This is a genomic window from Virgibacillus sp. L01 (assembly GCF_052246775.1).
GTDB lineage: Bacteria > Bacillota > Bacilli > Bacillales > Amphibacillaceae > Lentibacillus.
Genome location: NZ_JBQQCP010000005.1, coordinates 79,144 through 105,793, shown reverse-complemented (window position 1 = coordinate 105,793; position 26,650 = coordinate 79,144). Strand labels below are relative to the sequence as shown.

At 38.3% G+C, this 26,650-nt stretch carries 30 protein-coding genes and 2 pseudogenes; 17 read left to right on the top strand and 15 right to left on the bottom strand.

Annotation, left to right across the window (positions count from 1 at the left end):
* The first annotated feature begins 7 nt into the window (after positions 1–7).
* The 7 genes and pseudogenes from fni (at position 8) to ACTWQM_RS11025 (ending at position 5,784) form a co-directional block, all read left to right on the top strand.
* A complete protein-coding gene (gene fni, locus ACTWQM_RS11055) occupies positions 8–1,057 on the top strand; it encodes a type 2 isopentenyl-diphosphate Delta-isomerase (protein WP_443258208.1) in 1,050 nt (349 codons plus the stop codon).
* A gap of 340 nt (positions 1,058–1,397) precedes the next feature.
* The gene (locus ACTWQM_RS11050; protein WP_443258207.1) at positions 1,398–1,847 is read left to right on the top strand and encodes a DUF2188 domain-containing protein; all 450 of its coding nucleotides are present in this window, start codon (positions 1,398–1,400) and stop codon (positions 1,845–1,847) included.
* 184 nt (positions 1,848–2,031) lie between these two features.
* Complete coding sequence (locus tag ACTWQM_RS11045) at positions 2,032–2,892, top strand: MBL fold metallo-hydrolase (RefSeq protein WP_443258206.1); 861 nt, start codon at positions 2,032–2,034, stop codon at positions 2,890–2,892.
* A 132-nt stretch (positions 2,893–3,024) separates the two neighbouring features.
* Positions 3,025–3,750, top strand: a complete 726-nt coding sequence (locus ACTWQM_RS11040; RefSeq protein ID WP_443258205.1) for a DsbA family oxidoreductase — start codon at positions 3,025–3,027, stop codon at positions 3,748–3,750.
* Between the two features lie 218 nt (positions 3,751–3,968).
* Positions 3,969–4,529 (top strand): annotated as a pseudogene (locus ACTWQM_RS11035) (iron chelate uptake ABC transporter family permease subunit); the annotation flags it as partial.
* Positions 4,522–4,800, top strand: a pseudogene (locus ACTWQM_RS11030) (ABC transporter); the annotation flags it as partial. The pseudogenes ACTWQM_RS11035 and ACTWQM_RS11030, both read left to right, overlap by 8 nt.
* Positions 4,801–5,013: 213 nt before the next feature.
* On the top strand, positions 5,014–5,784 hold the full coding sequence (locus tag ACTWQM_RS11025; protein WP_443258204.1) for a SurA N-terminal domain-containing protein: 771 nt from the start codon (positions 5,014–5,016) through the stop codon (positions 5,782–5,784).
* Between the two features lie 270 nt (positions 5,785–6,054).
* Here ACTWQM_RS11025 and hisC read toward each other — a convergent pair whose 3' ends face one another.
* Genes hisC through hisZ form a run of 9 tightly spaced genes read right to left on the bottom strand, consistent with a single transcriptional unit; the run spans position 6,055 to position 13,614 of the window.
* Complete coding sequence (hisC, locus tag ACTWQM_RS11020; RefSeq protein ID WP_443258203.1) at positions 6,055–7,137, bottom strand: histidinol-phosphate transaminase; 1,083 nt, start codon at positions 7,135–7,137, stop codon at positions 6,055–6,057.
* Positions 7,130–7,771: a bifunctional phosphoribosyl-AMP cyclohydrolase/phosphoribosyl-ATP diphosphatase HisIE gene (hisIE, locus tag ACTWQM_RS11015; RefSeq protein WP_443258202.1), complete on the bottom strand. Its 642-nt coding sequence runs from the start codon at positions 7,769–7,771 to the stop codon at positions 7,130–7,132. The genes hisC and hisIE overlap by 8 nt, the downstream gene beginning before the upstream one ends.
* Positions 7,771–8,535: an imidazole glycerol phosphate synthase subunit HisF gene (gene hisF, locus ACTWQM_RS11010; protein ID WP_443258392.1), complete on the bottom strand. Its 765-nt coding sequence runs from the start codon at positions 8,533–8,535 to the stop codon at positions 7,771–7,773. Before hisF ends, hisIE begins: the two co-directional genes overlap by 1 nt.
* Positions 8,525–9,247, bottom strand: coding sequence for a 1-(5-phosphoribosyl)-5-[(5-phosphoribosylamino)methylideneamino]imidazole-4-carboxamide isomerase (gene hisA, locus ACTWQM_RS11005; RefSeq protein ID WP_443258201.1), 723 nt, complete (start codon positions 9,245–9,247; stop codon positions 8,525–8,527). Before hisA ends, hisF begins: the two co-directional genes overlap by 11 nt.
* On the bottom strand, positions 9,244–9,849 hold the full coding sequence (hisH, locus tag ACTWQM_RS11000) for an imidazole glycerol phosphate synthase subunit HisH (protein WP_443258200.1): 606 nt from the start codon (positions 9,847–9,849) through the stop codon (positions 9,244–9,246). Before hisH ends, hisA begins: the two co-directional genes overlap by 4 nt.
* A 14-nt stretch (positions 9,850–9,863) precedes the next feature.
* Entirely contained in the window at positions 9,864–10,448 is a 585-nt protein-coding gene (gene hisB, locus ACTWQM_RS10995; RefSeq protein ID WP_443258199.1) for an imidazoleglycerol-phosphate dehydratase HisB, read from the bottom strand.
* Positions 10,441–11,727 carry a histidinol dehydrogenase gene (gene hisD / locus ACTWQM_RS10990; RefSeq protein ID WP_443258198.1) on the bottom strand — a complete coding sequence of 429 codons (1,287 nt, stop codon included), beginning with the start codon at positions 11,725–11,727 and terminating at the stop codon, positions 10,441–10,443. Before hisD ends, hisB begins: the two co-directional genes overlap by 8 nt.
* A gap of 6 nt (positions 11,728–11,733) precedes the next feature.
* A complete protein-coding gene (gene hisG, locus ACTWQM_RS10985; protein ID WP_443258197.1) occupies positions 11,734–12,360 on the bottom strand; it encodes an ATP phosphoribosyltransferase in 627 nt (208 codons plus the stop codon).
* Positions 12,361–13,614: an ATP phosphoribosyltransferase regulatory subunit gene (hisZ, locus tag ACTWQM_RS10980; RefSeq protein WP_443258196.1), complete on the bottom strand. Its 1,254-nt coding sequence runs from the start codon at positions 13,612–13,614 to the stop codon at positions 12,361–12,363.
* 114 nt (positions 13,615–13,728) lie between these two features.
* Here hisZ and ACTWQM_RS10975 point away from each other — a divergent pair, with 114 nt between their 5' ends.
* The 4 genes from ACTWQM_RS10975 to murB all read left to right on the top strand — a co-directional run bounded on the left by ACTWQM_RS10975 (position 13,729) and on the right by murB (position 16,893).
* Entirely contained in the window at positions 13,729–14,523 is a 795-nt protein-coding gene (locus ACTWQM_RS10975; RefSeq protein ID WP_443258195.1) for a histidinol-phosphatase HisJ family protein, read from the top strand.
* Positions 14,524–14,722: 199 nt separating this feature from the next.
* A complete protein-coding gene (locus ACTWQM_RS10970; RefSeq protein WP_443258194.1) occupies positions 14,723–15,106 on the top strand; it encodes a YbaN family protein in 384 nt (127 codons plus the stop codon).
* 26 nt (positions 15,107–15,132) lie between these two features.
* Complete coding sequence (locus ACTWQM_RS10965; protein ID WP_443258193.1) at positions 15,133–15,954, top strand: alpha/beta hydrolase; 822 nt, start codon at positions 15,133–15,135, stop codon at positions 15,952–15,954.
* Between the two features lie 15 nt (positions 15,955–15,969).
* Positions 15,970–16,893 (top strand): UDP-N-acetylmuramate dehydrogenase, encoded by a 924-nt coding sequence (gene murB, locus ACTWQM_RS10960; RefSeq protein WP_443258192.1) that lies wholly within the window; start codon positions 15,970–15,972, stop codon positions 16,891–16,893.
* A 768-nt stretch (positions 16,894–17,661) separates the two neighbouring features.
* On the opposite strand, the gene ehuA is transcribed toward murB, so the two are convergent.
* The 4 genes from ehuA to ehuB all read right to left on the bottom strand — a co-directional run bounded on the left by ehuA (position 17,662) and on the right by ehuB (position 20,852).
* Positions 17,662–18,432, bottom strand: coding sequence for an ectoine/hydroxyectoine ABC transporter ATP-binding protein EhuA (gene ehuA / locus ACTWQM_RS10955; RefSeq protein WP_443258191.1), 771 nt, complete (start codon positions 18,430–18,432; stop codon positions 17,662–17,664).
* A gap of 21 nt (positions 18,433–18,453) precedes the next feature.
* The gene (ehuD, locus tag ACTWQM_RS10950; protein ID WP_443258190.1) at positions 18,454–19,155 is read right to left on the bottom strand and encodes an ectoine/hydroxyectoine ABC transporter permease subunit EhuD; all 702 of its coding nucleotides are present in this window, start codon (positions 19,153–19,155) and stop codon (positions 18,454–18,456) included.
* Positions 19,152–19,781, bottom strand: a complete 630-nt coding sequence (locus ACTWQM_RS10945; protein WP_092494249.1) for an amino acid ABC transporter permease — start codon at positions 19,779–19,781, stop codon at positions 19,152–19,154. The genes ehuD and ACTWQM_RS10945 overlap by 4 nt, the downstream gene beginning before the upstream one ends.
* Positions 19,782–19,919: 138 nt before the next feature.
* Positions 19,920–20,852, bottom strand: a complete 933-nt coding sequence (gene ehuB / locus ACTWQM_RS10940; RefSeq protein ID WP_443258189.1) for an ectoine/hydroxyectoine ABC transporter substrate-binding protein EhuB — start codon at positions 20,850–20,852, stop codon at positions 19,920–19,922.
* Positions 20,853–21,285: 433 nt separating this feature from the next.
* On the opposite strand from ehuB, the gene ACTWQM_RS10935 reads away from it, so the two are divergent.
* From ACTWQM_RS10935 to ytzI, 3 genes are read left to right on the top strand one after another with little or no spacing between them, the layout of a single operon-like run.
* Positions 21,286–22,200 (top strand): ketopantoate reductase family protein, encoded by a 915-nt coding sequence (locus ACTWQM_RS10935; protein WP_443258188.1) that lies wholly within the window; start codon positions 21,286–21,288, stop codon positions 22,198–22,200.
* 4 nt (positions 22,201–22,204) lie between these two features.
* Positions 22,205–22,639, top strand: a complete 435-nt coding sequence (locus ACTWQM_RS10930; RefSeq protein ID WP_443258187.1) for a GNAT family N-acetyltransferase — start codon at positions 22,205–22,207, stop codon at positions 22,637–22,639.
* Between the two features lie 13 nt (positions 22,640–22,652).
* Positions 22,653–22,808 carry a YtzI protein gene (gene ytzI, locus ACTWQM_RS10925; protein ID WP_443258186.1) on the top strand — a complete coding sequence of 52 codons (156 nt, stop codon included), beginning with the start codon at positions 22,653–22,655 and terminating at the stop codon, positions 22,806–22,808.
* Positions 22,809–22,905: 97 nt separating this feature from the next.
* Here the strand turns inward: ytzI and ACTWQM_RS10920 are convergent, their stop codons facing one another.
* Together ACTWQM_RS10920 and ACTWQM_RS10915 are read right to left on the bottom strand one after the other, a co-directional pair.
* The gene (locus tag ACTWQM_RS10920; protein ID WP_443258185.1) at positions 22,906–23,871 is read right to left on the bottom strand and encodes a ring-cleaving dioxygenase; all 966 of its coding nucleotides are present in this window, start codon (positions 23,869–23,871) and stop codon (positions 22,906–22,908) included.
* A 68-nt stretch (positions 23,872–23,939) separates the two neighbouring features.
* The gene (locus tag ACTWQM_RS10915) at positions 23,940–24,521 is read right to left on the bottom strand and encodes a M15 family metallopeptidase (RefSeq protein WP_443258184.1); all 582 of its coding nucleotides are present in this window, start codon (positions 24,519–24,521) and stop codon (positions 23,940–23,942) included.
* A gap of 141 nt (positions 24,522–24,662) precedes the next feature.
* Here ACTWQM_RS10915 and ACTWQM_RS10910 point away from each other — a divergent pair, with 141 nt between their 5' ends.
* From ACTWQM_RS10910 to thiD, 3 genes are read left to right on the top strand one after another with little or no spacing between them, the layout of a single operon-like run.
* Positions 24,663–25,283 (top strand): glycerol-3-phosphate acyltransferase, encoded by a 621-nt coding sequence (locus tag ACTWQM_RS10910; RefSeq protein ID WP_443258183.1) that lies wholly within the window; start codon positions 24,663–24,665, stop codon positions 25,281–25,283.
* Between the two features lie 13 nt (positions 25,284–25,296).
* Positions 25,297–25,782 carry a DUF456 domain-containing protein gene (locus tag ACTWQM_RS10905; RefSeq protein WP_443258182.1) on the top strand — a complete coding sequence of 162 codons (486 nt, stop codon included), beginning with the start codon at positions 25,297–25,299 and terminating at the stop codon, positions 25,780–25,782.
* A gap of 21 nt (positions 25,783–25,803) precedes the next feature.
* Entirely contained in the window at positions 25,804–26,628 is an 825-nt protein-coding gene (gene thiD, locus ACTWQM_RS10900) for a bifunctional hydroxymethylpyrimidine kinase/phosphomethylpyrimidine kinase (RefSeq protein ID WP_443258181.1), read from the top strand.
* Positions 26,629–26,650: the final 22 nt, after the last annotated feature.

Here is a 26,650-nt window from a genome sequence, read left to right as displayed (position 1 = left end):
TGTAAAGATGGAGGAAGGAATTAATAAGCGCAAGACAGAACATATTCGCCATTGCTTAACAGGTAATGTGGAAGGAGTGAATAAATCAACTGGATTGGAAGGGATATCGTTTATACATAATGCGTTGCCTGAGATAAATTTTGATGATATCAATCTGGCTGCAAGCTTCCTGGGAAAACAATTAAAGGCGCCTTTTCTTGTTAGTTCAATGACAGGCGGGTCCGAACTTGCAACTAAAATTAATCAAAACCTCGCTACCGCAGCAGAACAAAAAGGCTGGGCAGTTGGACTTGGCTCAACCCGTGCTTTTTTGGAAAGTGATGCACATAAGGATTCTTTTTTGATTCGTAGACAAGCACCCACTGTACCGTTAATAGCAAATATTGGTGCAGTACAGCTGAATTATGGGTATGGTGCTGAAGATTGTCAGCGAATTGTAGATTTGACTGGTGCAGATTCAATTTATTTACACCTTAATCCGCTGCAGGAAGCAGTTCAGGATGAGGGAGATTTGAATTTTGAAAACTTGCTGTCAAAAATAGAGAAAGTTTGTAAAGCCTTGGATGTTCCTGTTGGTGTGAAAGAAGTTGGCTTTGGCATCGATGGCACAATAGCGAAAAAGTTGTACGAGGCAGGAATTGCATACATTGATGTAGCTGGTGCGGGTGGTACATCCTGGAGTCAGGTTGAAAAACTTCGTTCGAAGGATCCGTTGAAAAAAGCGGCAGCTGAAGCATTTAATAATTGGGGGATTCCAACAAAGGATTGTATTGTTTCAGTTAGAGATACTTTACCTGATGTCCCAATTGTATCGAGTGGTGGTATGAAGACTGGTGTGGATGCAGCCAAAGCACTAACAATTGGAGCGGATGTAGTGGGGTTTGCCCGTAAATTACTGCAAGCTGCAACCGAGTCAGACGAAGCCGTTATTCAGACAATGGGCCAGATTGAGCTTGAGTTGAAAATGACCATGCTCGGTGTTGGGGCAAAGACGATTACCGACTTAAAAAATACGAAACGAGTCACGATTATGGGACAATCGTTGCTCGAGGGCTAAAAAATTAGCTGTTTGCCATAATGGTAAGCAGCTTTTTTAAATAACGCCTCTTAAAAGGTAGTATATATAAATTGCGCCGAAATGTAGCAAAATACTTGGGTGCTACAACTGCGCTTCGGAAATACACTACGAGGCTTTTTAGGGCGGATGGCGAAATGCCTGTGGGACAGCGAGTATACCCAGCTGCGTCGTCAGAGTGTTACCAATCGGACTCCCATAGATAGTCGTGTAGCAATTTATAGCACTAGCAACAACCTATAGAAAACACCCTAACTTAAGAGCCTAGGTTTAAGGCACTTGGTAAAGGGTAAACTATTTAAAAAATTGAGGAGGGTTGTCAATGCCTTGGACATTAAACGATTATCCATCGTCAATGAAAAATTTAAATCATGTAACAAAAAAGAAGGCGATTGATATTGCTAATTCAATGATTGATGAAGGTTATGAAGAGGGACAGGCAATTCCAATCGCAATGGAACAAGCAAAAGAGTGGCGGCAAAATGCAGATGATGACGAGATTGATTCATATGAGAATAATGGTAAAACAATAGAACGCTCGGAAGAAGGCAAAAAGTATGAAAGCAATCCCGGACGGTTGGAAGAAGCAGAGCATGTTGAACCACATGATGATGGCTGGGCTGTAAAATCAAGTAATGCCAAACGTGCAAGCGAGGTCTTTGATAAAAAGGATGATGCTGTCGAACGGGCTCGTGAAATTGCCAGGAATAAAGGGACATCCCTAAAGATATACAAACAGGATGGTTCTGTTCAGGACCAACAGTCATATTAGAATACCGACAACTGCTCACATAGTGTGGGCAGTTTTTTTAATTAAGCAGATAAGAAAATATAAATACTTTCTTACTGCATAAGTGCAACTAAGGCTTTCGCCATTCAGGCTTAGCGATAAGCCAAGTTTTCTAATAAAATAATAATTATATCCAAATACTAAGAGATAAAGGAGGAAGTATGAGATGGATGAAGAATTACACGAAAGTAAAGATAATAAGGTAATACCAATGACTTCTATTACTAGTGGTTCCGGGCAAGAGGTATTGAACGATATGTATTATTATACAGACCAGATTGCGAATATAAGCTTTATTGGCTTACCTAGTGAAGGGGATTGGGTGCTTGTTGATGCGGGGCTTCCAAAAGCAGCGGCAGAGATACGCTCCGTTGTCGTGGATCGTTTTGGAAGAGATAGTCAACCTTCTGCAGTTGTTTTAACTCATGGACACTTTGATCATGTAGGTGGGTTACTTGAATTAGTTGAAGAATGGGATGTTCCAGTTTACGCACATGAACTTGAACTTCCTTACTTAACTGGAGAGAAAAGCTATCCAAAGCCAGATTCAACAGTTGAAGGTGGTTTTTTAGCTAAAATTTCCGGGATGTATCCCAATGAACCGATTAATATAGGAAATGCGGTTCAAGCATTGCCTCAAGATAATAGTGTACCAGGACTTGATGACTGGAAATGGATTCATACACCTGGTCACTCACCGGGACATGTATCGTTTTACCGGGAAAAGGATTCATTACTTTTATCCGGTGATGCTTTTATAACCGTTCGTCAGGATTCATTTTATAATGTCCTGATGCAAACTGTAGAAGTGAATGGGCCACCCAGATATCTTACAACAGACTGGCATGCCGCAAAAGAGTCGGTAGAAAAGCTTGAAGCATTGCAGCCTGAAATCGTCGTGCCTGGTCACGGTTCAGTTATGAAAGGCGAGAAGCTAAAGGAAGGGTTAAAAAAACTTGTTCAAACGTTTGATCAATCAGCAGTACCGGATTATGGACGGTTTGTAGATTATGATAAAAAGCATTGAATTTTGTTCAAAAAGAAGGATGAATATCGATGTGTCATTTTCACCGGACTTTTTGAACAACCTATAAAAGCACAACATTTACTGTAAAGGAATGAGCTATGCTACAATAATTACAGAAATGAGGTGTTTTCCATGAAGATAGAAGTATGGTCAGATTTTGTATGCCCATTTTGCTATATTGGTAAACGTAGGCTGGAAATGGCATTGGAGAAATTTTCACATAATGATGAAGTGACTGTAGAATATAAAAGCTATGAATTGGATCCTAATGCAGAAATGAATCCTGGGAAAAATATTCATGAATTATTGGCGGGCAAGTATGGCATGAGTGTAGAGAAAGCCAAAAACTCAAATGAAGAGCTGGGCAAACAAGCAGCTGACATTGGGTTAACGTATAATTTTGATACGATGCAGCATACAAACACATTCGATGCTCACCGTGTTGCAAAGTATGCAGACGAGAATGGCAAGGGAAAAGAAATTACAGAACGACTGCTTAAAGCATACTTCACTGAGTCCAAACTTATTAGTGACCATGCTACATTAATTGAACTTGCTGGTGAGGTTGGATTAGATAAGGATGAAGTTACAAAGCTGTTAAAAGTCGATGACTATGCAATTCATGTTCGTGCTGACGAAGAACAGGCAAGACAGATAGGCGTTCAGGGTGTTCCATTTTTTGTATTTAATGAAAAATATGCTGTATCTGGTGCACAGCCACCGGAAGCTTTTTCCGAGGTGCTGGAAAAGGTCTGGGAAGAAGAAAACGATAAACCAGTATTAGAAACATTGAATCCTACAAAGTCAAAAACCACTTATTGTACAGATGAAGGCTGCGAAGAAGAAAAAGAAGAATAAAAATTAAAGAAAAGCTAACTCATTGGGAATAACCATTCACTTTCCAATGAGTTAGCGTTTTTTAATGCAAAATTTTAGTTATGTTCTAAAAACCAGTTGACGATAGGTCGTTATGTGCTATAATCATCTGTAGCAATCTAATTGATAATGAAAATCACTATTAATTATAAAGTGTAGAAAGAAGTATTTACTCTAATTTGGCTAAGAGGGTTTTCACAATGAAGGTTAGATATTTGGTTATTGCGGTCTTAGTATTGTCGTTTTTATCCGTATTTATTGGGGTTTCAGATATTGCTCCCTGGGAAGTTTTCAGCTTAACACAGAATCAACTTGAAATAGGTATGATCAGTCGCTTGCCAAGACTAATAAGTATTCTGATTGCTGGAATGAGCATGAGTATTTGCGGGTTAATTATGCAGCAGTTAAGCCGGAATAAGTTTGTGTCACCAACTACAGCAGGGACACTTGATTCGGCAAGGCTTGGTATTTTGGTTTCATTAATGGTTTTCACATCAGAAAGCCCAATGCAGAAAATGCTTGTGTCATTTTTATTTGCTTTGCTCGGAACGTTTATATTTATGAAAATCCTTGAAAAAATCAAATTTAAAGATGCTATATTTATTCCGCTAGTAGGGTTGATGTTTGGGAACATAATTAGTTCTGTCGCAACATTTTTCGCATATAAGAACGATTTAATCCAAAATATGTTCTCATGAATGCAAGGTGATTTCTCGATGATCATGAGTGGCAATTACGAACTAATGTATTTCAGTATCCCGAAAAATTGAAGTATCAACTCATGGAATGAATGTTTCTTTTGAATATGTGGTGGAACAGAATCCGGATTTACTTTATGTAATTGATCGTGGAGCAGTTGTGGGCGGTGAATCGTCAGCAAAGCAGGTGGTTGAGAATAAACTTGTTAAGAAGACAGACGCTTATCAAAATGATAATATTGTATACTCAGATCCAAATTATTGGTATCTTTCCGGTGGTGGTTTAGTGTCTGTTCAGGAAATGGTCAATGAAATTAAAAATAGCTTAGAATAGTAAAACGGGTGGTCAAAATTAAATATGACCGCCCGTTTTTACGGCAGAAATAAGTAAAAATGATTAATAAATGTAAAAGAAATGTTAATAAGTAGTACAAATGCGTTTAGAACAGGGATGAGATCTATTTCTCCGTACTATTTGAGATTTGCTTTTACCCGTGTAAATATGTTTGAATGTAAGGACAATGAAATGAAATGAGGGAAACTATCAATGAAAAAATTTATAATGATTTTGATGGCATTGAGTTTGGCCACTATTCTAGCAGCATGTGGCGGTGATGACTCCGCAGATAGTAAAGACAGCAAAGACAAAGAAGGAAACAAAAAACAAACAGAAGAACAAGCAGGACAAGCAGGAAAAGCGTCAAGCAAACCTGTTGAAATAACTGATGAAGAAAAGGTTAAAAAAGATAAAGTTGTCACTAAAATAAATGGCGAAGAAATTACAGGTGAAACATATAATGCTACTTACGCTCAAACAAAAGTAATGATGCAACAATATGGACAAGATGTTAGCGATAAGAAAAAATTAAAAGAACAGACACTAAATGCAATAGTTCAGCAGGAATTATTGAAACAGGACGCAGAAAAGAATGGTATTGAAGTATCAGATAAGGAAGTACAGTCTCAATTTGAGAAGGCCAAATCAAGTAATAAAAAACAATTTGAGTCAGTATTAAAGCAATATCATTTAACTGAAGAAACGTATAAAGACCAATTGGACTTTGAACTTACTGTACAGAAATATAAGAAACAGGAACTTAAAGATACGAAAGTTACTGATAAAGAAGTACAAGATTACTACGACAAGTTAAAAGAGCAGCAAAAAAATGCTTCTAAGAAACAAAAAAAGCAACTGCCTAAGTTGAAAGATTTAGAAAGCCAAATTAAAAAACAATTGAAACAGCAAAAAGAACAGCAAAAACTGCAAGCTAAAGTACAAGAGCTACAGAAGCAAGCAGAAATCAAGCATATGATCTAAAAAGAAAAAATGGCTGTGACAGAAGTGTTTTAGTCAAAGTAAAATCCGAACTATGATTCGAAATTCTTGTGAAAGAATTCGAAGTAGTTCGGATTATTTTTGTTGTTGATTAGATATAACTGCGAATTAACTGCTGTGGAATAATCTCTATAAACTATCGTCCCGACGTCCGGAGCGGCATAATAGCACTCAAACTTTTTAAAAGTACTTCGCATTTTATATCAATTTTTATACCCTGTTATTATTCGTCTTGAAAGTAGAAAGTTTTAGTTATGTTCCATCTTCTTTACTATCCCTGGACATTATTAAGTCCAGCGTTTGTACTAAGGATTGCATATCTTCATCTGTGCCAATTGTTATTCGCATGTAGTTTTCAATTGCTTCTTTATTAAAATGTCTTACAAGAATGTTTTGTTTTTTCAGTTCTGCATACAATGCTTCTGCACGGTAATTATAGTGACTTATAAAAAGAAAGTTTGTACTTGAAGGAAGAACATGGAACCCACGCTTCTTCAACTCTGCCGTAACCCATTCTCTTGTTTTGATAATTTTATCGGTTGTATCTTTAAAGTATTCATTATCCTCAATAGCAGATACTGCTCCTGCGATAGCAAGACGATCTATTGTATATGAATTAAAGGAGTCCTTGATACGTGTTAACGCTTGGATAAGCTGTGGATTACCTAACGCAAACCCAATACGCAGGCCGGCAAGTGACCGTGATTTAGACATCGTTTGAACAATCAGCAAATTATCGTATGTGTTTATTAAAGAAACTGCAGAACCTGGTGCAAAGTCTGCATATGCTTCATCAATAATGACGACCTGATCTGGATTATTATCCAGAATATCTTTTATCATATCCAATTCCATGTATAAACTTGTTGGTGCATTTGGGTTCGGAAAAATAACCCCACCTTCTGATTGGAAAAATGCCTCGGATGGAATACTGAAATCACGATTAAGTGGCTTTTCTTCATATGGAACGTTAAAAAGCTTAGCGTACACCGGATAAAAGCTATACGTAACAGCCGGAAAACGGATTTTTTGGTCACTTTCGAAAAAGGCCATAAATGAAAAAGCTAATACTTCATCTGATCCGTTTCCAATGAAAACATTGCTGGCCTCAAGATTATAATATACACCGATTGCCTCTCGCAGTTGATCTGCACCCGGTGATGGGTATAAGTGTAATTTACGTTCCAATTCTGCTTTAATGGCATCTACTACGTTTGGAGATGGAGGATAAGGATTTTCATTTGTATTTAACTTCAATAAATTGGGTATATCAAGCTGCTCACCGGGTACATATGGTTCTGTACGTTTAACTGCTTCACTCCAGAATTTATTCATGTTTATTACCTTCTTTTGCAATGTGGCGTCCATACAGTTCGTATTTTATATCCTCAACTGTTACATCTAAAAGTTCCATTAAAACAAGTGTATGATAGGTTAAATCAGCAATTTCCCATGTTACTTCCTGCTTATCATGATTCTTCGCGCCAATGATTACTTCACTTGCTTCTTCACCTACCTTCTTGAGAACTTTATCTATCCCTTCTGTGAATAAATAAGTTGTATAAGAACCATCTACCGGTTGCTGTTTCCGTTCATTTACTTTTTCTGTTAACCGGTGTATTACGTTTCGGGTTTGTACTTCATTAGAAAAGAGAGTTTGGAAAAAGCAAGTATCGTTGCCTGTATGACAAGCCGGTCCCATAGGATTAACTTGTACTAACAGGCTGTCTGCATCACAATCATAGCTGATATTTTTGACGATTTGTTTATTTCCGGATGTTTCTCCCTTATTCCAAAGCTGCTGCCGTTTGCGGCTGAAGAACCATGTTTCACCGGTCTGCAGTGTTTTATTTAGAGAGGTTTCATTCATATACGCAAGAGTCAGCACTTCACCTGTTTTAAAGTTTTGTATAATTGCTGGGATAAGGCCATTTTCGTCAAAAGAAAGCTGGTTTATATTCGTTTCCATTAGATTTCCCTCCTTACAATGATATTACCTGCTGCAAGATATTCTTTTAAATCTGGTATTTGTATTTCACTGTAATGGAAAACCGATGCTGCTAGAGCAGCGTCGGCACCACCTTTTTGAAGTACATTAGCAAAATGCTCTTTAGTTCCTGCGCCACCGCTTGCAATAATTGGGATATTTACTTTGTCTGCGATTGCTCTTGTTAACTCCAGGTTATATCCGTTCTTTTCGCCATCAACATCAATTGCGTTGATAACAATCTCTCCGGCCCCAAGCTGTTCGCCTTTAATTGCCCATTCGATTGCGTCCATCTTGGTATTTGTTCGTCCGCCGTTGATATATACCTGCCAGGTGTTTTCGTTTACAGCTTTAGCGTCAATGGAAAGTACGACACATTGGCTGCCAAATTTTAAAGCGGCGTCTTTTATTAACTGAGGGTTTTTGATGGCTGCACTGTTTATCGATACTTTATCGGCACCGGCCCTTAGTGTTTGATGAATATCAGATATAGTCCGGATACCTCCCCCAACGGAAAAAGGTATTGCTATTTCTGCTGCAACATTTTCAACTACATCCAGAAAGATATTGCGGTTTTCATTGGATGCTGTTATATCGTAAAAGACAAGTTCATCAGCGCCAGCTTGATTATACTTTTTAGCTAAGTCTACCGGGTCATCAACATCCTGGATATTTTGAAACTTACGACCTTTAACAACACGTCCTTTATCAACATCCAGGCAAGGAACAATTCGTTTAGCCAGCATTATTTTCACCATCCAATAGTGATTCAAAGGTTACCGTTCCGTCATATAATGCTTTTCCAATAATAGCACCATAGAGGTTCATCGAAATTAACCGATCGACGTCCTGCTTTGTGGAAACACCACCAGAAGCAATCAGGTTAATCGAAGTAGTATTTTTTAATTGCTGCAGTTCATCAAAGTTTGGTCCTTTTAGCATGCCATCCTTTAAAATATCAGTATATATAATTGTTTTTACACCTAATTGCTCTAACTCTTTAACAAGGTCAGTTGCTTTTACACTGCTTGTTTCCGTCCAGCCATCAGTGGCTACGTATCCGCTTCTTGCATCGATTGATACGGCAATTTTCTCCCCATATTCGCGAATGGACCTTTGCAGGAATTCTTTATCATTAATTGCTGCTGTGCCAACAATTACTCGATCAACTCCTGCATCTAAATATTCTTTAATTATATCTAAAGAGCGAATTCCACCCCCAAGCTGGATAGGAATTGTTGTTTGTTGGGCGATGGCTTTGATGGTGTCGATATTACGCGACTCCCCGGTTTTAGCCCCATCGAGGTCCACAATATGAAGGTGATTGGCTTGTTGATCCTGCCATTGCTTCGCTACCTTCACTGGAGAATCATGATAAATTTTTTCTTGATTATAGTCACCCTGAATCAGTCGAACACATTTGCCATTTCTTATATCAATTGCCGGAAATAGTATCATGAAATCATCTCCCCGAAGTTTTGTAATAGCTGTAACCCAACTTCACCACTCTTTTCAGGGTGAAATTGCATGCCGGTAATATTGCTTTTTTGTACCACTGCAGGAACCAAGCCTCCATAATCAGCACTACTTATAAGGTCCTCCTGCTGATAAGAACCAACGGCATAGGAATGGACAAAATAAACATAGGCATCTTCCTTAATATTGTTTAGTAATGGTTTTTTTTGGTGGTGTGATAAGGTATTCCAGCCCATGTGCGGAACTTTAACTGAATCAGCAATTCGTTTCACATCACCGCGCAGGAGTCCAAGACCTTGCCAATCTCCATCTTCATAGCTTCTCTCATAGAACAGTTGCATACCCAAACAGATTCCAAGCAATGGCTTGCCAGAGGATGCTTCTTGTTGAATAGTACGAATTAAATCTAATTCACCAAGTGCTTCAATTGCATCTTTAAATGCGCCAACACCGGGAAGTATGATTGCCGAGGCGTTTTTAATTGTTTGTTTATCAGTCGTTAAACAGGATTCCATGTTTAATTTTGTTAGGGCGAACTGCAGGCTTTTAATATTTCCAGCCCCGTAGTCGATTATTGCGATCATAGATTGAATCTCCTTTATAGGGTTCCTTTTGTCGATGGAATCCCTTTTATGCGAGGGTTCTCCTGGCTTGCTTGGTCTAATACACGTCCAAATCCTTTGAAAATAGATTCGATAATATGATGCGTGTTTGTTCCGTAAGCAAGATTAATATGAAGGGTAAGTTTGGCATTGCTTGCAAACGCCTGGAAGAACTCTTCGACAAGCTCTGTATCAAAGCTGCCAACTTTATCCTTCAAACCATCAACATTATAGACAAAATAGGGACGTCCGCTAATATCCAATGATACCGTTGAAAGGGATTCGTCCATCGGAATTGTCTTCGTAGCATAACGAGTTATTCCTGCTTTATTGCCAAGTGCTTCGTTAAACGCTTGCCCCAGAGCAATTCCAATATCCTCTACAGTGTGATGCTGATCAACATGTAAATCACCTTCACAGGATAATTCAAGATCAAATAATCCATGTTTTGTCATTAGGACTAACATGTGGTCTAGAAATCCAACCCCAGAATCGATTGAGGACTTACCAGTGCCATCTATTGCGAAATCCAGTGCGATTGAGGTTTCTGAAGTCGCTCGTTTTATAGAATGTCTACGCATTATAATGGTCCTTTCTGATTTGAATTGAGTTAGCATGTGCTGATAGTCCTTCAGCTTTTGCCAGAGTTATTATATTTTCAGAAGCATCGAGCAACGAATCTTTTGAGTAATTGATTATACTAGATTTCTTCATGAAATCGTACACACCAAGCGGAGAAGAAAAAGCGGCTGTACCACTTGTTGGCAGGGTGTGATTTGGTCCGGCAAAATAATCTCCTAACGGTTCAGGGGAGAAGTTTCCTAGAAAAATCGCTCCTGCATTTTGGACATATGCTACTTTTTCGGCCGCGTTTTCTATCATAAGCTGTAAATGCTCAGGGGCAATCTCATTAACTAGATTGAATGCATCCTGCAAATTTTCAACGACTATGATTCTGCCATTTTGTGTGAGTGCTTTTTCAATAATATCTTTCCGATCAAGTGCAGGTGTTTGTTGGTCAATTGCTCGCTGGATTTCTGTAGCTAATGGTTTACTTGTTGTAATACAGATTGAACTGGATTGTTCATCATGCTCAGCTTGTGACAGCAAATCTGCTGCGACATAATCAGCTGGTGCTGACTCATCAGCAACAATACATATTTCACTTGGTCCGGCTATCATGTCGATAGCGACATCACCATATACCCATTTCTTCGCACGTGCCACAAAAGCATTACCTGGGCCGACTATTTTTGTCACTTTTTCTATACTTGAAGTTCCGTACGCCAGTGCTGCTATCGCCTGTGCACCGCCTAATTTATATACTTCATCAACACCGACTAATTCTGCAGCTGCTAGCACTTCTGGACTAATTTTCCCGTTTAGATCTGGTGGTGTAGTGATTATAATATTTTTCACACCGGCGAGTTTAGCTGGAATAACGTTCATTAAAACGGTAGAAGGGTAGGAAGCCTTACCTCCCGGGACGTAAACACCTACTTTTTTTAACGGAGTGACTTTCTGGCCGAGCGTGATTCCCTCCGTATTATCAGTAAACCAGGAATATTCTTTTTGTACTTCATGAAAAGCTGTGATGTTAGCTTTCGCTTCTTCTAGTGCCGACTTAAACTCGTCACTTACCATCTTGTTTGCTTCAATGAATTCTTCCTTTGAAACGGCTAATTGATCTAATTTTATACCATCGAATTGCTCGGTAAAATGATATAAAGCTTTATCACCATCTTTTTTAACCTGTTTAATAATTTCCAGGACCGTTTCATCAATGTTACTTTCATCGCTCTGTGAATAAGTATCATAATTTTTCTCTTGTCTGAACTTTTCGGGTGTTATTTGTTTCATAAATCATCACTCCATGACTGATTTTAATCTATTAATAAGCTCGTGAATTAAGGCAGATTTGGTAGTGAAACTGGCTTTATTGACAATTAATCTTGTGCTGATGTCCTCTATTTCATCAATAATTTTCAAACCATTTTCATTGATGGTGGTACCAGTTTCCACGATATCAACTATTACATCAGCTAAACCAATGAGCGGGGCCAGTTCAACTGATCCGTTCAGTTTAATTGTTTCAATCGGGATACCCTTTTGCTGGAAGTGGCTTTTAGCTACTGTTGGGTACTTAGATGCAATGGTTAGTTTCTGCGTGCTTTCCATAGAGGCTTCGGGCTTTCCTGCGACGACAAATTGACATCTGCCTAATTTTAAGTCCAGTATTTCGTATACATCTGCTTGTGATTCCAAAATATTATCTTTTCCGACAACCCCAATATCAGCAGCCCCTTTTTCTACGTATGTTGGTACATCAACAGCTTTAACAAAAATTAATTTAACTGTTTGATCGGTATTGTAAAAAACGAGCTTACGGCTTTTCGTATGAAAGTCAGGGAAATCGATACCTGCATTATTTAGTAGTTTAATCGTACTTTCTGCTGTCCTTCCTTTGGCTAATGCTAGTGTCACGTAATCCATTTACTTATCCCTCATTCCTTCTTGAAGCAGGAGTGTTAACTTGTCATAGTTTGTGAAAGCAGTTTTTCTCCATCTGTCAATTACTAGATTCTCCTCAGTCTGAAAATAAATAGCGCAGTCAGATTTAAGATCGTGATTATTACAATCACTGTCCAACGTATAAGTGATAATACGGTATCCTGCTTCACGTAGTTTATTAGCATTTAGTAGTGCTTCTTTCTGTTTGAATCTTTCATAATAGATAATCATGTCTACAGATGTAGAGTCATTTGCTAATAAGTTCCTCTGTGTCATGGCGTCCAAAAGATTATCGACTTCACTAGCGAATCCAATCGCTGGTATGGAAGTATCAAATTGTTCGGCTAAATGATCATATCTTCCACCCATTAATACAGGCTTCCCAAAGCTAGCCACGAATCCTTGAAAAATCACTCCTGAATAGTAGTTCATATTGTTGATTAATCCAAGGTCAAATACAATTGAATCCTCAACTCCATATGCTTGAAGCACTTCATAAATATCACTGAGGTTTTTAAGCTTTTGCTTCATCTGTTCATTTAATGCAATCTTACCGGCGCGTCTAATTACATGATCTGGATCGCCGTATAGAAGTGGTATCTCCTGAACAGCGTCACGAATGTTTTTTTCAATTGACAGGTTGCTAAGGAAAGGTTCAATCTCAGTGAGGTTCTTCGATTGAATTAGTCCCTTTAACTGATCCAATTCACTTTGTGCTAATGACAGTTGATTTACGAGTTCCTTGAAAAACCCTGCATGGCCAACTTCTAGTTTAAATGATTCAAATCCTAAATCTTTTAATGTATGAATTGCCAATGCAATAACTTCTGCGTCATTTTCAGGTGTGCTTTCACCAAAACTTTCAATACCTGCTTGTGTTGTTTCTTTGTTATCTGCTTGCTCGGCAGATTGACGGAACACATCCAGCACATAGAAAAATCTTGATCCCCATGATAGGCGCTGTTTATTGGCTGCGATCATTCTCGTAATTGGTATTGTTACATCAGGACGTAATACTAATACCTTGCCAGAAGAATCAATTACCTTAAGCATTTCATCTTTGTTTATGGTCCCAGTCATTGCAGAATATAAATCGTAATATTCAAAGGTAGTCGTCCGTACCTGCTTATATCCATAAGTGCTAAAGCGATTTTTCAATATTGTTATCAAGTTATCCCGAACCTGGAAATCTCTAACACTAGTATCTTTTGTACTGTCAAATAAATATTGCTGCATAAGAAATAGTCACCTTCCATTCGCTTTATCACTTTATCGCTTTACTTAATTAAAGTTATATATTATTCTAATTAATAATAGATAAAATGTCAACTGTAAGGGGAGTAATTAATTATGTTTGATTATCATATTCACAGTAATTTTTCTGCTGATAGCACGACACCTATGGAAAAAACGATTGAAAAAGCAATTGAATTGGGGTTGGAGGAAATTTGTTTTACGGATCATATTGATTATGATTATCCAGATGAGTCGATTGTATTTGATTTTGATCTGAAACAATATGATAAAAAAATAGAACAATTGAAGGCTGTTTATGCAGAATCTATCTCTATTAAAAAGGGAGTTGAAATCGGAATTCAGCCACATCTTGTAAAAAGATATAATGATTTACTTGAAGATAATCTGTTTGACTTTATTATTTGTTCGATGCATACATCCGAGCAAAAGGATCTGCATTCAGGAAGCTTTTTTAATAATAGATCAGTAGACAATTCATATCTTGCGTATTATGAGGAGCTGTTGTATTGTGTGAAAAACTTTAAACAATATAACGTATTAGGGCATATTGACTTAGTGAAGCGGTATGCCAAACAAAACAGTACAAGTGATTTTCATGATATTTTACGACAAATTTTTAAGGAGATTATTCCAGAAGGTAAAGGGATTGAATTAAACACATCTGGTATTCGATATGGTTTAAAAAATGGAATGCCAAGCTCTGATATTCTAAAGCTATATAAGGAATGTGGGGGAGAAGTTCTGACTTTAGGCTCTGATTCGCATGTGGAATCCACATTGGCATACGAATTTACGGAATCTCTTGAAATGCTTAAGGGGCTTGGGTTTAAATATATTGCAACATTTAATAACGGTGTTCCAGTATTTCATAATATCAGTAAACTTTAATCGTATTCATATAGAAAATGTCACAGATTTTATGAAAGGAAGGAAGCATTATCGTATCTTGAATGATATAATGATTATGTAAAAAAACTTTGTAGTATATGCTTTTGACGAAAGTCCAAGTTGCACTTCTGCGGCAGGAAAGTATTTATGCTTTCTTAACTGCTATAAAATTTTAAATTAACTTTAGCTGGTGTAAAACATGAAACAACTTACAAAAATTGTTTTAATTATAGCCGGGTCAATCTCTTTGGCTCTGGGTCTGCTTGGAATTATCCTTCCATTGCTGCCTACCACACCATTATTGCTTCTGGCTGCTGCTTGTTACGTAAGAAGCTCGAGCCGTCTATATGAATGGTTGATTACCAACAAATATTTTGGTTCATATATTGAAAATTACCGATCAGGAAAAGGGATTCCATTAAAGGCGAAAGTAATAGGAGTTTCTGTCCTATGGCTATCGATGGGATATACTATTCTGAATGTGGTTCCGTTAGTTATAGTAAAACTATTATTATTTTGTACTGCCTTGTTTTTTTCCTGGTTTATTCTAAAACAGAAAACATTGCATAAAACAGAAAGATAGCTAGTAACGATCGTGGGGTCAGTTTTTTGGTTAAGAAACATATTATAAGTACAGTGTCACTTCTTGCAATAATAAGTATAATTCTTGTGGTGTATATACCAAAAGAGACAAAGTCAGAACAGAATATAGGTAATCCAACTGTGTTCGTTCACGGCTACAAGGGTACCTATAATTCATTTGGCAATATGCTGAACAGGTTTGAGTACAGATATGGGTGGGGTAACAAAGTATTGATCTACCGTGTCTCACCTCAGGGAAGAATAAATGTTACTAATCTCAGTAAAGGAAAGACAGAGCCTGCTTTTGTGCAAGTGATTTTTGAAAATAACCGAGCAAGCTTCCTGGATACTTCGATGTGGCTGGCATCTGTACTTTCACATATGAAGGAAACCTATCATATTGATATGGTTAATTTAGTTGGGCATTCGATGGGTGGACTGGTGGCATTGAAGTCTATTCAAGAATATCAGGATAAGAAGCAGTACCCGCGTGTTGCAAAACTAATTACGATTGGAAGTCCCTTTGATGGTATTTACAGTAAGCCTTATTTTCAGATCCATCGTGATGCAGCTGCTACTGATTTGAAACCAAATTCCGCTGCGCTGCAAACGATACACGAGAATAAGCATATGATACCAAAAGGGCTAGACATCTTAAATATTGGTAGCACCGGGGATCTAGTTGCAATGCCAGAAAGTGTGCAATCATTACGAAGTATTGTAAGGAAAGGTCAAATGCGGAAAAAAATGATTGAGGATAATATGCTTGGGCATAGCGAATTGCATGAAAACACTCAAGTTGATAAACTTATTCATTCATTTCTTCAATCTCAGGATGCAACACAATAAATTATTATTAAGGGAATGGTTTTAGTGGTAAATGATCATCATACGTACGACAAGTTAACAGCAATTGCATCAGAGAAAAATGTGATGGTTAATAAACACTTGAAAAATCATACGTATACCCGCCTGGGCGGGAAGGCTGATTTTTTTGTGACACCAGAAACATATGAACAAGTGAAGGAAATTGTTAAGCTATCTATAGAAGATGATATCCCTTTTACACTGCTTGGAAATGGCTCAAACCTAATTGTAAAAGATGGTGGAATTCGTGGTATTGTGTTGAACTTAAAGCAATTAACCTCGATTGAAACAACCGGAACAACAATTGTTGCTCAAAGTGGCGCGAGGATTATAGATGTATCCGGAGAGGCATTGTCCAGAACGTTAACTGGGCTGGAGTTTGCCTGTGGGATTCCGGGTTCAGTTGGAGGCGCTTTGTTTATGAACGCCGGTGCATATGGCGGTGAGATTAAGGATGTATTGGAAAGTGCCATAGTAGTTGACCGGAATGGAGACTTATTTACATTATCTGCAGATGAACTGGACTTGGAGTATCGCTCAAGTAATATTCCGGAAAAAGGATATATTGTATTAGAGGCAACTTTTTCTTTGAAGGTAGGCAACTATGAGGAAATAAAAGCTGTAATGGATGATCTTACTTTCAAGCGTGAATCTAAGCAGCCGCTGGAATATCCATCATGCGGTAGTGTGTTCAAGCGCCCACCTGGGTATTTTGCAGGGAAACTGATTCAGGATAGTGGCCTTCAGGGACAGGAAATTGGCGGTGCACAAGTTTCCTTGAAGCATGCCGGGTTTATTGTAAACAAGGATGGTGCTTCTGCTGAAGAATATATTGGCTTAATACATTTTGTTCAGGATACAGTAAAGGATAAGTTTGGAGTCAATCTTGAGCGAGAAGTTAAAATAATCGGTGAGGATTAAATTGAGTTAAAATCTGCTGTGGCTGCTATTTAGTAGTCACAGTTTTTTATTTTGAAATGCTTTGTTGGTAAGTTTTATTGCTTATTAATCTTCAAAGTTGATATAAAATGAGAATTAGTGAAGATTTTCTATTATTCTAATGATGGGTAAGTGCTTAAAGTCGTTCCGGCAGAATACTTCGCTTTCCATGGGCACGACCTCAGCCTCCTCAGAAGCACAGAACGCTTCTTCCGGGGTCTTCGCAACGTGCTGTTCCCATAGGAGTCTACGTATTCTTCCTTCACTAATAGAGATTTCCCGATTAGAGAATGAAGTGTTCCCTATGGATAAGAAGCAATGTCTCAATAAGCATTGATTAGTTTACAGGATAAAGCGAGCAAAACCCAGCGAAGGAAATACACGGAGACTCCTGTGGGAGCTGAGGACTAGATGAGACTACGCAGCGACGTAGAAGCAAGGAGGCTCATTAGCCGCCCATGGAAAGCGTAGTGTATTTCCGGAGTGGCTTAATAGCACTCAAACTTTCAAAAAGTACTTTGCAGTTTATAGATTTTGTGATCAAAAACAACAATCTATTAGAAAATAGCTTAGAAAACTTGGCATTCGTTAAAGGGATTCTTATGAAAGCGTATTTTGCTTTCTTAGAACCCCTTATACTCTGGAGTGCAAGCCTATTGGCGAGTTGCACTTATGCAGTAAGAAGGGATTTATACTTTCTTAACTGCCAATAAAAAAGCTGACTCAATAATTGAGTCAGCTTTACAATTATTACGTTCTGAATCTGTGTAAGAAACTTTGCAGTCGCTCGTTAGTTGAGTTTTCCAAGACATCCATCGGTGGACCTTCTTCAGCAATTACGCCATTATCAAGAAATAGAATACGATCCGCAATGTCACGAGCGAATTCCATTTCGTGCGTAACCAGTACCATTGCCATTTCACCTTCATTAGCTATGTCACGGATAACCTCTAATACTTCACCGACCAGCTCAGGGTCCAACGCAGATGTCACTTCGTCAAAAAGCATTATTTTTGGATGCATGACAAGTGCACGGGCCATTGCTACCCGCTGTTTTTGTCCGCCTGAAAGCATTGCAGGAAAGTCATCCAACTTATCCCCCAGACCAACTTTTTCCAACATTTCAATCGAGTCTTTCTTGGCCGATTCTTTATCCTTTTTCTGTACATGTATTGGCGCTGTCATACAATTTTCTAAAATTGTCATGTGTGGGAAAAGATTAAAGTGCTGGAATACCATCCCGATATCCCCACGCACCTGTCTTAAGTGTTTCTCGTTGGCAGGGACGATGTCACCGTCCTTTTCCATATGCCATAAATTCTTGCCATCGACAATAATACTGCCTGATGTTGGCTGTTCTAATGTCATTAACATACGAATAATTGTCGTTTTACCGGACCCACTTGGTCCAATGACAGCAACCTTCTCAGCCGGTTGAATATCCAGGTCAATACCTTTTAATACTTGGACATCGCCAAATGACTTATGCACATCATTATACCTTACAATAGGTTCAGACATATTATCACTGCTCCTTTTCTCTTAAACTGCTTTACTTCCTGTTGGTTCCTTTTTATCAAAACGTTTGTTCATTTTACGCTCAAGCTTATTAATTAAGATTGCTGAAGGATAGCTTAACACCAGGAATAATATTGCCACGATTGTAAGCGGCTCTAAGTATCTCCAATGTTGTGCGCCATAATCATTTGCCATCGCCAAAATACCTAAAACCCCAATCGTCGAAGCTAAAGGAACTTCCTTAAACATGATAATTAAATAGTTTCCTAGCATCGGAATAGTTGGGGGTAGTGCTTGTGGCAAAATGATTTTAGTCCACTTTTTACTTGTTCCATAATTTAACGCTCGCGCAGCTTCCCATTGGCCATCATCTACTGCATCAATACCTGAACGATATACTTCCCCAATGTATGTACTATAGTGAATTCCGAGTCCTAGTACTGCAGATACAAAAGGGTCCAACGCCATACCGACAACGGGAACCATTGGCCATGCGTAGAAAATAAAGAATAATTGTACTAATGGTGGTGTGGAACGTATAAATTCCATTATCCACAACAGTGGCAGTTGTATTACTTTTATTGGCATACGTCTTATTAAGGTCCATATAAATCCGAAGATCAATGCGAATACATAACACGCAATAGTTAATCCTAATGTTATGCCCAGACCTTCTAATACCATAGGGAAGGCATCAAAGAATGTACTCCAGCTCCAATTACTCATTGACTAGCCACCCCTTTCTTAGAAGCACTTTCCATTTTCTTGGTAAGCCAAATTAATGGAAGAGCAAGAATAAAGTAGAATAATAGAACTAAAAAGTATACTGTTGGTGCTTGGGATAGATTGGAGCTTCGCAGTATGTCTCCATAGTATAAAATATCCGTCATACCAATTAATGATACAAGTGATGTTGATTTCAACATTAGGATGAGGTAGTTACCAAATTCTGGAAGCATCATACGGACTGCTTGAGGGAAAATTACAAGTCTCATGCGCTGAAAACGTGACATGTTTAGGGCTGTTGATGCTTCTGATTGTCCTTTTGCCACAGCCAGTATTGAGCTGCGAACGATTTCAGACATGTATGCTCCATAGTTTAGGGAAATAGCAAGTACACCAGCCCAAAAGTTACTTCCTACCTCTATTCCGAATAATATTGGAAATGCATAGTAAAGCCAAAATAATTGTACGATAAGTGATGTTCCGCGGAATACTTCTACATAAAAGCCTGTAAATTTGCGGAGTAAGATATTATTTGAGAGCCGGCAAAACCCTGCAATAAACGCCATTAAATAGCCCAAAACTATTGAGGCAAGCAGTACAGTAACTGTAATCTCTACACCCTTCATCAGAACTGGGAAAATATCGGCTATCGCATTAATGGTAATCACTCCTTCTCTGTAATTTTTGCAAAAGCATAGGGTCTGACATCCCTAGGTGAGGGAGCCGACCCTATGGAGTCATGTTAATTATTTAAAGAGTAAATCTTAATACTGTTCACCGCTGCAAACGCCTTCTGTTGTAATGTCAGAAGGAACTGAATTAGTTTCACCACTAAAGCCATTTGCTTCTAAAAGTTCCTTAACTGTTCCATCTTCTTTTAGTTTAGCTAATGCTTCATTGTACGCTTTACGTAATGCATCACTATCCTGGTGGAATGCAGCAGCACCGTAGCTTGGAATTCCTTCAATGTCTGGCTGTTCAAAGTCACTGACGAATTCAAGTTTGTCATTCCCTGAAGATTCCAGTGCGCGTTTTACTGTCATTTCTGTACCAGTTGTTGCATCAGCGCGACCTGAAGCTACAGCTGAGAATGTTCCAGGAATATCTGAAGCACTCTGAATTTGGTCGTCACTTACACCCATTTGCTTAACATATTCATGTTCTGTTGCACCGGCCATAATTGATACGGTTGCACCAGTTTCTGCGATATCTTTGTAACTGTGTAAGTCCATCGGGTTACCTTTCTGAACGATAAGCCCTTCCCCATATTGCATTTCTGGCTCACCGAAGTCAGCATTTTTACAACGATCAGGGTTAATTGCCATACCTGCTGTAATAACATCGAACTTACCAGCATTTAAGCCAGGAATAAGTTGACTGAAATCTGCCAATTGTGCTTCCATCTCGTCAATACCAAGTTCTGCGAAAACTGCTTGTGCAATGTCAACAGCTGCACCTTTTAATTCCCCGTCTTCCTGATATCCATAAGGGGCTTCGTTAGCAAAACCAATTGTTACTTTTCCTTTATCCTGAAGCTTTGTTAACAAGTTGCTTTCACCTTCAGTTTCGGTCTCGCCTGAACTTTCTTCGCCACCGTTACCACTTGTGTCATCAGAACCGCTTGTATCATCGGATCCGCAAGCAGCCAGCAACATAATTGAAATAAAGAAGATTGAAGCTAATAATAGTTTTTTCATCTCTTTAATGACCTCCCTCTGTATTTAAAAAATAATAAGTAAGTAAAGTAAAAAACGCATTATTGGAAAAATGCTAAGTCAATTTCTCTTTATGCTTATGACTTTTTTACTAGAAATAGAACAGTAATTGACTGTGAAAATAAAGTGAAAAGCTGGGGAAACTCTTTTCAAATAGTGATACTATAATATTATAGGGTATTGTCCAATGGTTCAAACTTTATATTTTCTGATAATTTGGAATAAGCCTTCATATAGCATTGTTTAATACATAAAGCTCGTATATACCAAAATATGCTTTTATATAGATAATATTCCTCTTATATACTCGGTATTTGCTATATTTTCAGAAAATTACCGGTTTGTTTAAGGATAGACAAAAAGGTGGAAAACAAGATACGATTAAGGGTAATAATATTGTGATGGAGGGGATAAGATGCATATTGTAGTGTTAGGTGCCGGTGCATTAGGGGGTTACTTTGGCTCTCGGTGGGAAGAAGCTGGAGCAGATGTAACCTATCTGGTAAGGGGAAAAAGAGCTAAGCAGCTTGAGGAGCAGGGACTGAAGGTTAATAGTACACAGGGGAACTATGTAAATCGTAATCCACATGTCGTTACGGAAGTACATGACATTGAAAATCCGGATTTGGTATTTGTCAGTGTGAAAGGTTATCATCTGACAGGAACTCTGGAAAGCTTAAAGGTACTATCAGATAAGGGAGCTTTTATTCTACCTGTTTTAAATGGAATAGAACATATTAATGTATTGCAGGATTACCTTGGCGAGGAGTCGGTTATTGGGGGACTTTCTTTTATTGTTGCTACATTGAATGATGATGGACATGTAGAGCACTCAAGTGATTTTCACAAGCTGGTCTTTGGGCCGCTGAATTCTAAGCAATCGGATATCTGCCAGGAATTTTGGGATTTATCCAGTAAAGCAAAAGTAGAGACAACATACAGTGACTCTATTTTACAAGAGTTATGGAAAAAGTATCTATTTATTAATGCTTTTTCAGGGATCACCACAGCTGCGGACCTACCTATTGGACCTGTTCGCGATAATGAGGAGACGCTAAAGGTAGCTAAGATGATTTTAAATGAGATGAAGCAGCTGGCAAATAGTTATAATATAGAAATAACAGATGAAGATGTTGCAGGGGCAAAAAGCAATTTACAAAACTTTGGCTATGACTCCACATCGTCTATGCATCAGGATCGCCGAAAGGGGCAGACGCTTGAATTGGATCATCTGCATGGCGGGGCCTTGCGTCTGGCAGAAGTAAAAGGTCTGAAAATGCCATTTACTGAAGCAGTATACGGCATTATCAAACCATTTGAAGGAGTTTAAGTCTATGTATAAGCTGAGAGAGGTTAAATATGAGGACTATGAAGCTATTAGACTGTTAACCAATAATAAGGAAAATATACATTTACACGAAAACATATCTTATATGGATAAAGATTTTTTTGACCGTATGTTATTAAATGAATCTATTAGATGGTATGCCGTGGAAAAAGATGCGGAAATCCGTGCCTTTGTATTATTCCAACTGGATGTTCCCAATAGTATAATTCACATTGATAGATTTACAATTGAAGCAGCATATAAGAACAAGGGTCTCGATGAACACTTATACAGCAAAGTTGAGCGCCTGGCTGAACGAAAGTCCTTTTCAAAAATGCAAACAGAAATTTCCACAACTGAGGTTGATGTGTATGATTTTTTTGAAAGTAAGGGCTGGGTAAATGCTGTAAATGGAAGTTATGTTTTAATAATGAAGAAGTAGAAGGTGTATTCTTATGATGGTATATATAATTATGGCGATTGCTATAATGTTAGCTGTTCTTGCTTTGACCTTAATTGCTATATCGAAAGGCTATGATTACAAGCATTCGATTGATCCTATGCCTGATAATGAAAATAAGTCAGAGGATAAAAAAGACCACACGGGCTAGTGTGGCCTTTTTGGCAGTTAAGAAAGTAGTAAATACTTTCTTACTGCATAAGCGCAACTAAGGCTTTCACCATAAAGCTTGGTGATAAGCCAAGTTTTCAAATATCCAAAGGTTTTAACTTTGACTCGATTTCTTCACGGCGATCTTCAAAGAATGGCGGTAGTGCTAATGTTTCTCCAAGGTAATCCATATCTTCATCAGTAGCAAAACCGGGTCCATCCGTTGCTAACTCAAATAAAATACCGTTTGGTTCTCTGAAGTAAAGTGATTTGAAATAGAAGCGATCTACTAGACCTGAATTAGGAACGCGTGCTGCCTGTAAACGGTCTTTCCATTGTACTAATTCATCCTCATTATCCACACGAAATGCTACATGATGAACACTTCCCCGTCCAGGTCTTTCTTTAGGGAGGTCATTACGCACTTCCAGATGTACTTCGGCACCTGTTCCGCCTTCACCGGTTGAGAAAACCATAATGTCTTGATTCCCTTTTATTGATGACGTATAGCTTCCAGTTTGTTTAAAGGTTAATAATTCCGTTAGTACACTAACAGTAGGTGCTGGGTCCTGGACGGTCAGCTTGGCAGGCCCTAGTCCAATAATACCTTTATCAGCAGGTACACTGCTATGGTCCCATACTCTACCGCCTTTTACTCCGCGGTTTGTTTCATCAGAGATAAGCGTTAATCGTTGTCCTTCTGAATCACGGAAATTAATAACATTCCGTTCCCCTTGTCTGGTAATCCCGTCATGGTCAACATTGTAATCGCTCAACCGTTTTTGCCAGAATTCCAATGCGCTGTCGTTCAGGATGCGTAGTGACGTTCCCGAAATACTCCCTTTTCCCTGATATGTTGTACCCGCATTGGGTATCTCAAAAAAGGTAAGGTCGGTGCCAGGATTACCTGCTTCATCTGCATAAAATAAATGATAGACAGATGGATCATCCTGATTAATTGTTTTTTTAACTAATCGCATTCCTAGAATCTCTGTGTAAAAGTAATAATTATCTTTTGCCTTTGCTGTAATGGCTGATACGTGGTGAATACCTTTTAATTCCATTTCAAAGTCACTCCTGTTTATTTTGAATTCAAGATAATTATAGTATAACGGGAACTCTGTTCATGTGTCTAGTTTATTGCTCCTTTGTCTTTCTGTTCGTGTGTTGGGCGAAGACCTTTTTTCAGTTGACGGATGCTTAATCCAAAATCCATTTGCAGGTGTGGGTAATCTTTAAACTTGTTCCAGTCACCTCCCCATTCAAATCCTAATTGCTTAGCAATATCAGCAACTTCGAACCAGTCTGATTCCCCATTGTTATTTCCATCATAATTTATATCCCAAATAATTACGCCTTCACTATTCCGTAGTGCAAAATCAACGGCAAGGCCATAATTATGGTATGATTCGCCACCCTTTGCATACGTAACGACATCTTCATCAGATGATCGACCCTGTTCATATAGTTCATTTTGGCTTTTAATGGATCGTACTTTCTCCGTGATGACAACATTTATATCCTGCTGGGCAGACTTTTTAAGAAGTTGACTGGTTTTTACCGCGACAACGGGGTCCAGCTCTTCGGGAGGAGGTGTGTCTTCGCCAATTTCAATGTATCTGTTATTTTTTTGTTCATTATATATAATGATAAGTATCGTTAAAAATAAAATAATGAGTACCCATGTTGTTATATCTTTGCGATAGCGTTTCAATTTGTCAGTCTCCTTAAGAGAAGTAATACTTTTGGGCAATTATAACATTTAAGGGAAGACATCAGCTGTTATCTGTATTTATAGTAACTATCTTGCGGTGTTGAAATTATCCCTTTAAAATAAGACGAAAGGAGGGACGCTATGTATGTGCTTCTAGTTAGCTTGATTGGCTATTTGATTGGATGTGTTCATGGTTCACAGGTCATAAGTAAATATAAAAAAGTAGATATCAAGAATAAAGGGGTTAAAAATTCCGGAGCCTCCAACACAACGATATTGTTGGGCTGGAAGTTTGGGATATTAGTGGCGCTCATTGATGTATTTAAAGCTACATTATCGATATTATTAGTATTATATTTTTTAATTGACCAGGGAATTACTGGGGAAACGCAAACTTTACTTGTGTACATTAACGCATTATTTATCATTCTAGGTCATAATTATCCGGTCACAATGAAGTTCAGTGGCGGAAAAGGAACAGCATCATTAGTGGGGGTGCTGCTGGCAATTGACTGGAAGGTAGCTGTTATTGGTATAGGCATCCTGCTTTTATTTACACTAACTACCGATTATTTAGTAGTTGGAGTTCTGTTTATGTATTTTTCATTTTTGGTGACGACCTATTTCTTCTTTGGAATCGAACCAACTATGGTGGTTGTGCTATTATTTATTATAAGTATTATGAAACATCTGGAAAATTATAAGCGTATATTAAATAAAGAAGAAACGAAACTATCCAGTATGTTCAAAAAAGAATCATAGACGGAGGAATTAGATGCTCGATATTATAATGTGGGTTGTCATTGCAGTTTTATTCATCTTAAGTTTTGCAGGAATTATTTTTCCAATCATTCCATCTCCATTAGTCTTGTGGGTTGGTTTCCTACTATATCATTTTGTGATAAATGCGGGGGAATTAACTGTAACGTTTTGGATAGCGATGATTATTTTAACGGTATTATTAATTGTATCGGATATTGTCGCAAATAGTTATTTTGTTAAAAAATTCGGAGGCAGCAAATGGGGAGAGCGAGGTGCAGCAGTCGCTGTTATTGTAGGTTCATTTATTATTCCTCCATTCGGCATACTGATTGTGCCATTTTTAGTTGTTCTGGTGATTGAAATGGTACAGAAAAAATCATCACAGGAAGCACTGTATGCATCTATTGGTTCTTTAATTGGATTTCTTGGAGGAGCTGTAGCGAAAGTAGTCATTCAAGTTATCATGATCATTTGGTTCATAGTAGTTGTCGTAATATAATGCAGAAAGGGTTTTTTAACAATGCGTAAACCATCACGAGTTCTAACAATCGCAGGCTCTGCAGCTGGAGGAAGTGCTGGAATTCAGGCAGACTTAAAGACATTTCAGGAATTGGATGTATATGGGATGAGTGTGGTCACAGCGATTGTTGCAAGGCATCCTGAAACGAATAAGAATGTGCATCCACAAACACTTGAGGCGATTGAAGCACAATTCACAACTGCTGTTAAGCAAGTAGGCCTGGATGCAATAAAGACCGGGATGTTATTTTCAAAAGAGGTAATAGATAACGTTGCTGGACTTATCGATGGAGCAAGTATAAAGACGTTGGTCATTGATCCGGTAATGGTCGGTAAGCTTGATTCAAAACTGCTGGAAGACAATGCAATCGATTCATTAAAGACAAGGCTATTACCTAATGCCACTGTTATTACACCAAACATGCCGGAAGCTTCTTACCTATTGGATGGACGCAAAATTAACGATGTTGCAGATTTAAAACAGGCGGCCACCGATTTACATGAACTGGGTCCGCGATATGTATTGGTTAAAGGCGGAAGGTTGAAAGGTCCAGCGGTTGATGTACTGTACGACGGTGAAACACTAACGACCTTTGAGGCTCCGCGAATTGATACAATAAACACAAGTGGAGCAGGGTGTACATACTCTGCAGCAATTACTGCATATCTTGCCAATGGATATTCAGTAGTAGAGGCAGTCCGTTCCGCAAAAAGTTTTGTAACAACTGCAATTGAATATGGATTTTCATATACAGAAATGGTTGGCCCTACTTATCATGCAGCATCTCGTATACATGGAGAAGCACATGAAATAAAAGTGAATTGATTTTAATGGGAGGAGAATGATT

Coding starts and splice junctions, on each gene's coding strand:
- fni (WP_443258208.1), top strand. CDS start 8: ATGGAGGAAGGAATTAATAAGCGCAAGACAGAACATATTCGCCATTGC.
- ACTWQM_RS11050 (WP_443258207.1), top strand. CDS start 1,398: ATGCCTTGGACATTAAACGATTATCCATCGTCAATGAAAAATTTAAAT.
- ACTWQM_RS11045 (WP_443258206.1), top strand. CDS start 2,032: ATGGATGAAGAATTACACGAAAGTAAAGATAATAAGGTAATACCAATG.
- ACTWQM_RS11040 (WP_443258205.1), top strand. CDS start 3,025: ATGAAGATAGAAGTATGGTCAGATTTTGTATGCCCATTTTGCTATATT.
- ACTWQM_RS11025 (WP_443258204.1), top strand. CDS start 5,014: ATGAAAAAATTTATAATGATTTTGATGGCATTGAGTTTGGCCACTATT.
- hisC (WP_443258203.1), bottom strand. CDS start 7,137: ATGAATAAATTCTGGAGTGAAGCAGTTAAACGTACAGAACCATATGTA.
- hisIE (WP_443258202.1), bottom strand. CDS start 7,771: ATGGAAACGAATATAAACCAGCTTTCTTTTGACGAAAATGGCCTTATC.
- hisF (WP_443258392.1), bottom strand. CDS start 8,535: ATGCTGGCTAAACGAATTGTTCCTTGCCTGGATGTTGATAAAGGACGT.
- hisA (WP_443258201.1), bottom strand. CDS start 9,247: ATGATACTATTTCCGGCAATTGATATAAGAAATGGCAAATGTGTTCGA.
- hisH (WP_443258200.1), bottom strand. CDS start 9,849: ATGATCGCAATAATCGACTACGGGGCTGGAAATATTAAAAGCCTGCAG.
- hisB (WP_443258199.1), bottom strand. CDS start 10,448: ATGCGTAGACATTCTATAAAACGAGCGACTTCAGAAACCTCAATCGCA.
- hisD (WP_443258198.1), bottom strand. CDS start 11,727: ATGAAACAAATAACACCCGAAAAGTTCAGACAAGAGAAAAATTATGAT.
- hisG (WP_443258197.1), bottom strand. CDS start 12,360: ATGGATTACGTGACACTAGCATTAGCCAAAGGAAGGACAGCAGAAAGT.
- hisZ (WP_443258196.1), bottom strand. CDS start 13,614: ATGCAGCAATATTTATTTGACAGTACAAAAGATACTAGTGTTAGAGAT.
- ACTWQM_RS10975 (WP_443258195.1), top strand. CDS start 13,729: ATGTTTGATTATCATATTCACAGTAATTTTTCTGCTGATAGCACGACA.
- ACTWQM_RS10970 (WP_443258194.1), top strand. CDS start 14,723: ATGAAACAACTTACAAAAATTGTTTTAATTATAGCCGGGTCAATCTCT.
- murB (WP_443258192.1), top strand. CDS start 15,970: ATGGTTTTAGTGGTAAATGATCATCATACGTACGACAAGTTAACAGCA.
- ehuA (WP_443258191.1), bottom strand. CDS start 18,432: ATGTCTGAACCTATTGTAAGGTATAATGATGTGCATAAGTCATTTGGC.
- ehuD (WP_443258190.1), bottom strand. CDS start 19,155: ATGAGTAATTGGAGCTGGAGTACATTCTTTGATGCCTTCCCTATGGTA.
- ACTWQM_RS10945 (WP_092494249.1), bottom strand. CDS start 19,781: ATGAAGGGTGTAGAGATTACAGTTACTGTACTGCTTGCCTCAATAGTT.
- ehuB (WP_443258189.1), bottom strand. CDS start 20,852: ATGAAAAAACTATTATTAGCTTCAATCTTCTTTATTTCAATTATGTTG.
- ACTWQM_RS10935 (WP_443258188.1), top strand. CDS start 21,286: ATGCATATTGTAGTGTTAGGTGCCGGTGCATTAGGGGGTTACTTTGGC.
- ACTWQM_RS10930 (WP_443258187.1), top strand. CDS start 22,205: ATGTATAAGCTGAGAGAGGTTAAATATGAGGACTATGAAGCTATTAGA.
- ytzI (WP_443258186.1), top strand. CDS start 22,653: ATGATGGTATATATAATTATGGCGATTGCTATAATGTTAGCTGTTCTT.
- ACTWQM_RS10920 (WP_443258185.1), bottom strand. CDS start 23,871: ATGGAATTAAAAGGTATTCACCACGTATCAGCCATTACAGCAAAGGCA.
- ACTWQM_RS10910 (WP_443258183.1), top strand. CDS start 24,663: ATGTATGTGCTTCTAGTTAGCTTGATTGGCTATTTGATTGGATGTGTT.
- ACTWQM_RS10905 (WP_443258182.1), top strand. CDS start 25,297: ATGCTCGATATTATAATGTGGGTTGTCATTGCAGTTTTATTCATCTTA.
- thiD (WP_443258181.1), top strand. CDS start 25,804: ATGCGTAAACCATCACGAGTTCTAACAATCGCAGGCTCTGCAGCTGGA.